The organism is Lysobacter enzymogenes (assembly GCF_017168095.1).
GTDB classification, from domain to species: domain Bacteria; phylum Pseudomonadota; class Gammaproteobacteria; order Xanthomonadales; family Xanthomonadaceae; genus Lysobacter; species Lysobacter enzymogenes_D.
Genome location: NZ_LXSD01000294.1, coordinates 1 through 4875, shown reverse-complemented (window position 1 = coordinate 4875; position 4875 = coordinate 1). Strand labels below are relative to the sequence as shown.

The 4875-nt window shown below is 72.6% G+C and carries 2 protein-coding genes; both read left to right on the top strand.

From position 1 onward, the window contains the following. Positions 1 to 1077: ATP-binding response regulator (locus A7A76_RS09355; RefSeq protein WP_206410954.1), on the top strand; the 1077-nt coding region annotated here is incomplete at its 5' end. Between the two features lie 175 nt (positions 1078 to 1252). Continuing rightward, the gene (locus A7A76_RS09350; RefSeq protein WP_206410953.1) at positions 1253 to 4816 is read left to right on the top strand and encodes an ATP-binding protein; all 3564 of its coding nucleotides are present in this window, start codon (positions 1253 to 1255) and stop codon (positions 4814 to 4816) included. Positions 4817 to 4875 lie beyond the last annotated feature (59 nt).

The window sequence follows — 4875 nt, the reverse complement described above, 5'->3', positions numbered from 1 at the left end:
CACGAGGTGCGCACGCCGATGACCGGCGTGCTGGGGATGAGCGAGCTGTTGCTGGATACGCCGCTGGACCAGAAGCAGCGCGGCTATACCGAATCGATCCGCCGCGCCGGCGAACACCTCTTGCGTTTGGTCAACGACGCGCTCGACCTGGCCCGGATCGAATCGGGCAAGCTCGAACTCGCGCACGAACCGTTCGACGTTCGCGCATTGGTCGCGCAAGCCGCCGACCTGATGCGGCCGCTGGCGCAGCAGCGCGGCCTGCGCTTCGACGTGGACGTGGCCGCCGATGCGCCGCGCGGCTTGCGCGGCGACAGCAGCCGGGTCTGCCAGGTGCTGCTGAACCTGCTCGGCAATGCGATCAAGTTCACCGACGTCGGCGCGGTGAGCCTGCGCGTGCAGCGGTTGACCCCGCAGGGCGTGCGCTTCGAAGTCAGCGACACCGGCCCGGGCCTCAACGAAGAACAGAAGCAGCGCCTGTTCCGCCGCTTCGAACAGGCCGAAGGCGCGCGCACCGCGGCGCGCTACGGCGGCAGCGGCTTGGGATTGGCGATCAGCCAGGAACTGGCCGCGGCGATGGACGGGCAGATCGCGGTGTACAGCGAACCCGGCCAGGGCGCGCGCTTCGTGTTCGACCTGCCGCTGGCCGAGGCGCCGCCGCCGGTGCCGGCCGCGACGTCGGTCGAACCCTCGCTGGCGCGGCCGCGGGTCGGCTCGCGCGTGGTGCTGCTGGTCGAGGACGACCCGACCGTGGCCGAGGTCATCGCCGGCCTGCTGCGCGGCCAGGGCCACCGCGTCGCCCACGTCGCCAACGGCCTGGCGGCGCTGGCGGAAACCGCGACCGCGCGGTTCGACCTCGCGCTGCTCGATCTCGACCTGCCCGGCATCAACGGCCTCGACCTCGCCCGGCAATTGCGCGCGCAGGGCTTCGTCCAGCCGCTGGTCGCGGTGACCGCGCGCGCCGACGCCGACGCCGAACCGCAGGCGCGCCGCGCCGGCTTCGACCGGTTCCTGCGCAAGCCGGTGACCGGCGCGATGCTGGCCGATGCGCTGGGGGAGATCTTCGAGCGCGAGGCATGAGCGCGCGGCGCTGCGGCGATGCGCACGCGCGGCGCCTGCCGCCGCGCGACGCCCACTTGTGACCGCCAGCGCATTGCGCGCGTTCGCCGTGCGCTTGCGCACAGTCGGGCCCGTTGCGACGATAGGCTTACCGGCCTTACCGGGACTCAATCGCTCGCGGTCCAGGAGGAGCCCCGTGCTGGTACGTTGTTGGTGTCTGCTCCTATTGCTTCTATGCGCCGCGTCGTGCATCGAGCAGGCGCAGGCGCGGCTGCCGGAAACGCCGCGCTTCCGCCGCTTCGGCCAGGAACAGGGCGTGCCCAAGTCGGTGGTGGCGGCCGAGCTCGACCACCAGGGCTATCTGTGGATGGCCACCGAGGACGGCCTGGCGCGCTACGACGGCGTCGAATTCAGCCTGTGGCGCCACACCATGGGCCTGTCCGGCTCGCTGCCGGACAACATGCTCGAAGACCTCTACATCGACGCCGGCGACCGCATCTGGGTCGCCAGCCGCAACGGCCTGAGCGTGCTCGGCGCCGACCGCAAGGAATTCGAGCGCCTGTCCTTCGGCGGCGCCAACGCCAGCTGCAGCGACAACGTCACCTTCGTCACCGGCACGCCGGACGCGGCGATCTGGACCTCCACCTACGACGGCCACCTGTGCCGCATCGCCCCCGACGGCCGCGGCGTGGAGCGATTCGAGCCCGGCGTCGGTGCCGCCGCGCGCCTGCCGCGCGGGCCGATCACCGCGCTGATGGCCGACCCGCGCGGGCGCCTGCTGGTCGGCACGGTCGGCGGGCTGGCGCGTTTCGACGGCAGCCGCTTCGAGCGCGTCGGCCGCGACGAAACCGCCGGCTTCAGCGTCGGCGAACTGTCGCAGGACACCGACGGCGCGATCTGGGTCGGCACCGACCACGGCCTGTTCCGCCTCGACGGCGACGACCGCATGACCTTGGCGCCGTGGACGCTCGGCGAGGACGCCAACAACGGCATCGTCGTCAGCGACCTGTCCGGCGGGCGCTGGATCGGCACCACCGCCGGCCTGTACCGGGTCGACGCCGACGACAACGTGCGCCTGCTCCAGGACGACGCCGGCGACGGCCTGTGGGACCGCCGCAGCGGCGTGCTGCAGATGCTGCGCGACGAAGAGGGCGGCATCTGGCTGGTGACGTATTCGCAAGGCCTGGTGTACCTGCCGCCGGACTGGAACCGCTTCGCCTCGGTGACCTCGGTCGGCGGCCGCCAGATCGACCGGCTCGACGCGCGCGACATCGCCTCCGACGGCGACGGCGGCTTCTGGCTGCTCAGCGCCACCGACCTGTACCGGCTGCGCGCCGGCAGCGGCACGCTGGAGCCGGTGGCCGACTCGCGCGGGGCCGGCCTGAAGTGGATGCACACCGTGTTCGCGCGTCCCGACGGGAGCCTTTGGATCGGCCACTCCACCGGCCTGAGCCTGTTCGACCCGGCCAGCGGCAAGGCCCGCAGCTGGCCGCTGGATCCGCACCGCCCGCGCGTGCAGGGCACGGTCTGGTTCCTGCACGAACTGCCCGACGGCGGGCTGTGGCTGTGGTTCTCCGACGGCAGCGTGCACCGCTACACCCGCGATGGCGATCCGCTGCCGCCGGGCGAGATCGAAAAGACCCTGGGCACCGCCGCGTTCCTGACCAGCCCGGCGACGTTCCGCGCCGGCCCCGACGGCCAGCCCTGGTTCGCCGGCAGCACCGGCCTGCAGCGCTGGGACGGCGACGGCTTCGTCGCGGTGCCCGGCGGCGCCTTCGGCGACATCCAGGCGATGAGCTTCGCCGGCCCGCAGCGGCTGTGGCTGGCGCGTACCGGCGCGCTGGAGGCGTATCGCTGGAAGGACGGCCGGCTGAGCCTCGAGCGCCGCATCGACAACACCAACGACTACCCCGACGCCAACGTCTCCGGCCTGCTGGTGAGCCGCAACGGCACGGTCTGGGCGACCACCACGCGCGGTTTGCTGATGGTCTCGCCGGACGCGCGCCGGCTGCGCCTGTTCGGCCTCGGCGACGGCATTCCCAATGTCGAGCTGACCCGCACCAGCCCGCACCGCAACGCCGACGGCATCGCCGCGGCGCTGTCGCTGGACGGCATGGTGCTGTTCGACCTGGACACGCCGTTCCCGAGCGCGCGGCCGCCGCGGCTGTCGCTGGAAAGCCTCAGCGTGCGCCGCGAGGAAGACGACTGGGCGCTGTCGCCGGCCGGCGGGCGCGTGCAGCTGGAATCCGACGACCGCGATTTCCGCGTGGTCGCGCGGCTGATGTCGTTCCTGGATCCGCGCTCGCACGTCTACCGCTTCAAGCTCGACGGCTACGACCCGGACTGGATCGAACAGCGCGCCAACGGCGAGCGGGTGTTCTCGCGCCTGGACCCGGGCGAATACCGAATGTGGGTGAAGGCGGCCGGCGCCGACGGCATCTGGTCCGAGCCGGTCGGCTTCGAACTGCACGTCAAGCCGCCGTGGTGGCGCTCGACCTGGGCGCAACTGGTGTTCACCGTGCTCGGCATCGCCTTGATCGGCATCGCCGCGATCGCGTATCGCCGCCGCCTGGGCCGGCGCAGCGCGTGGCAGCTGGCGGTGCACAAGCGCGAAGTGGCCGAGCAGGCCTCGCTGGCCAAGACCCGGTTCCTGGCGACGCTGGGGCATGAGGTGCGCACGCCGATGACCGGCGTGCTGGGCATGAGCGAATTGCTGCTGGACACCTCGCTGGACGAAAAGCAGCGCGGCTACACCGAATCGATCAAGCGCGCGGGCGAGCATTTGCTGCGGCTCGTCAACGATGCGCTCGACCTGGCCCGGATCGAGTCGGGCAAGCTGGAGCTGCAGGACCGCCCGTTCGACCTGCGCGCGCTGGTCGAGGAAGCCGCCGGGCTGATGCAGCCGCTGGCGCGCCAGCGCGGGCTCAAGTTCGAGGTCAAGATCACCGCCGACGCGCCGACCGGGCTGCGCGGCGATCCGCACCGGGTCAGCCAGATCCTGATGAACCTGCTCGGCAACGCGATCAAGTTCACCGAGGAAGGCCGGGTCGGGCTGCGGGTCAGCGCGCTGGAGCCGCAAGGCGTGCGCTTCGAGGTCAGCGACACCGGCCCGGGCCTCAACGACGAACAAAAGGCGCGGCTGTTCCGCCGCTTCGAACAGGCCGAAGGCGCGCGCACCGCGGCGCGCTACGGCGGCAGCGGGCTCGGGCTGGCGATCTGCCAGGAACTGGCCGCGGCGATGGACGGGCAGGTCAGCGTGGTCAGCCAGGCCGGGCAGGGCGCGCGTTTCGTGCTCGACCTGCCGCTGCCGGCGGCGCAGGCGCCGGCGCCGTCGGGGCCGCGCGACCGCTATTCGCCGCGGGTGCCGGTGGCGCCGGAGCGCAGCGTGCCGCGCGCGATCCTGCTGGTCGAGGACGACGCCACCGTGGCCGAGGTCATCGCCGGCCTGCTGCGCGCGCAAGGCCATCGCGTCGCCCATGTCGCCAACGGTCTGGCGGCGCTGGCGGAAACCGCGACCGCGCGGTTCGACCTGGCCCTGCTCGATCTCGACCTGCCCGGCATCAACGGCCTCGACCTCGCCCGGCAGCTGCGCATGCAAGGCTTCTCGCGGCCGCTGGTGGCGGTGACCGCGCGCGCCGACGCCGACGCCGAACCGCAGGCGCGCCGCGCCGGGTTCGACCTGTTCCTGCGCAAGCCGGTCACCGGCGCGATGCTGGCCGAAGCCATCGAGACGGTGCTGGCGCAGGCGGAGGAACCGTGACCGAAGCGGCCGCCGCCGGCGTGCGCGGCGCGTGGCGCGCGCTCGCCGCCGCTGCCGCG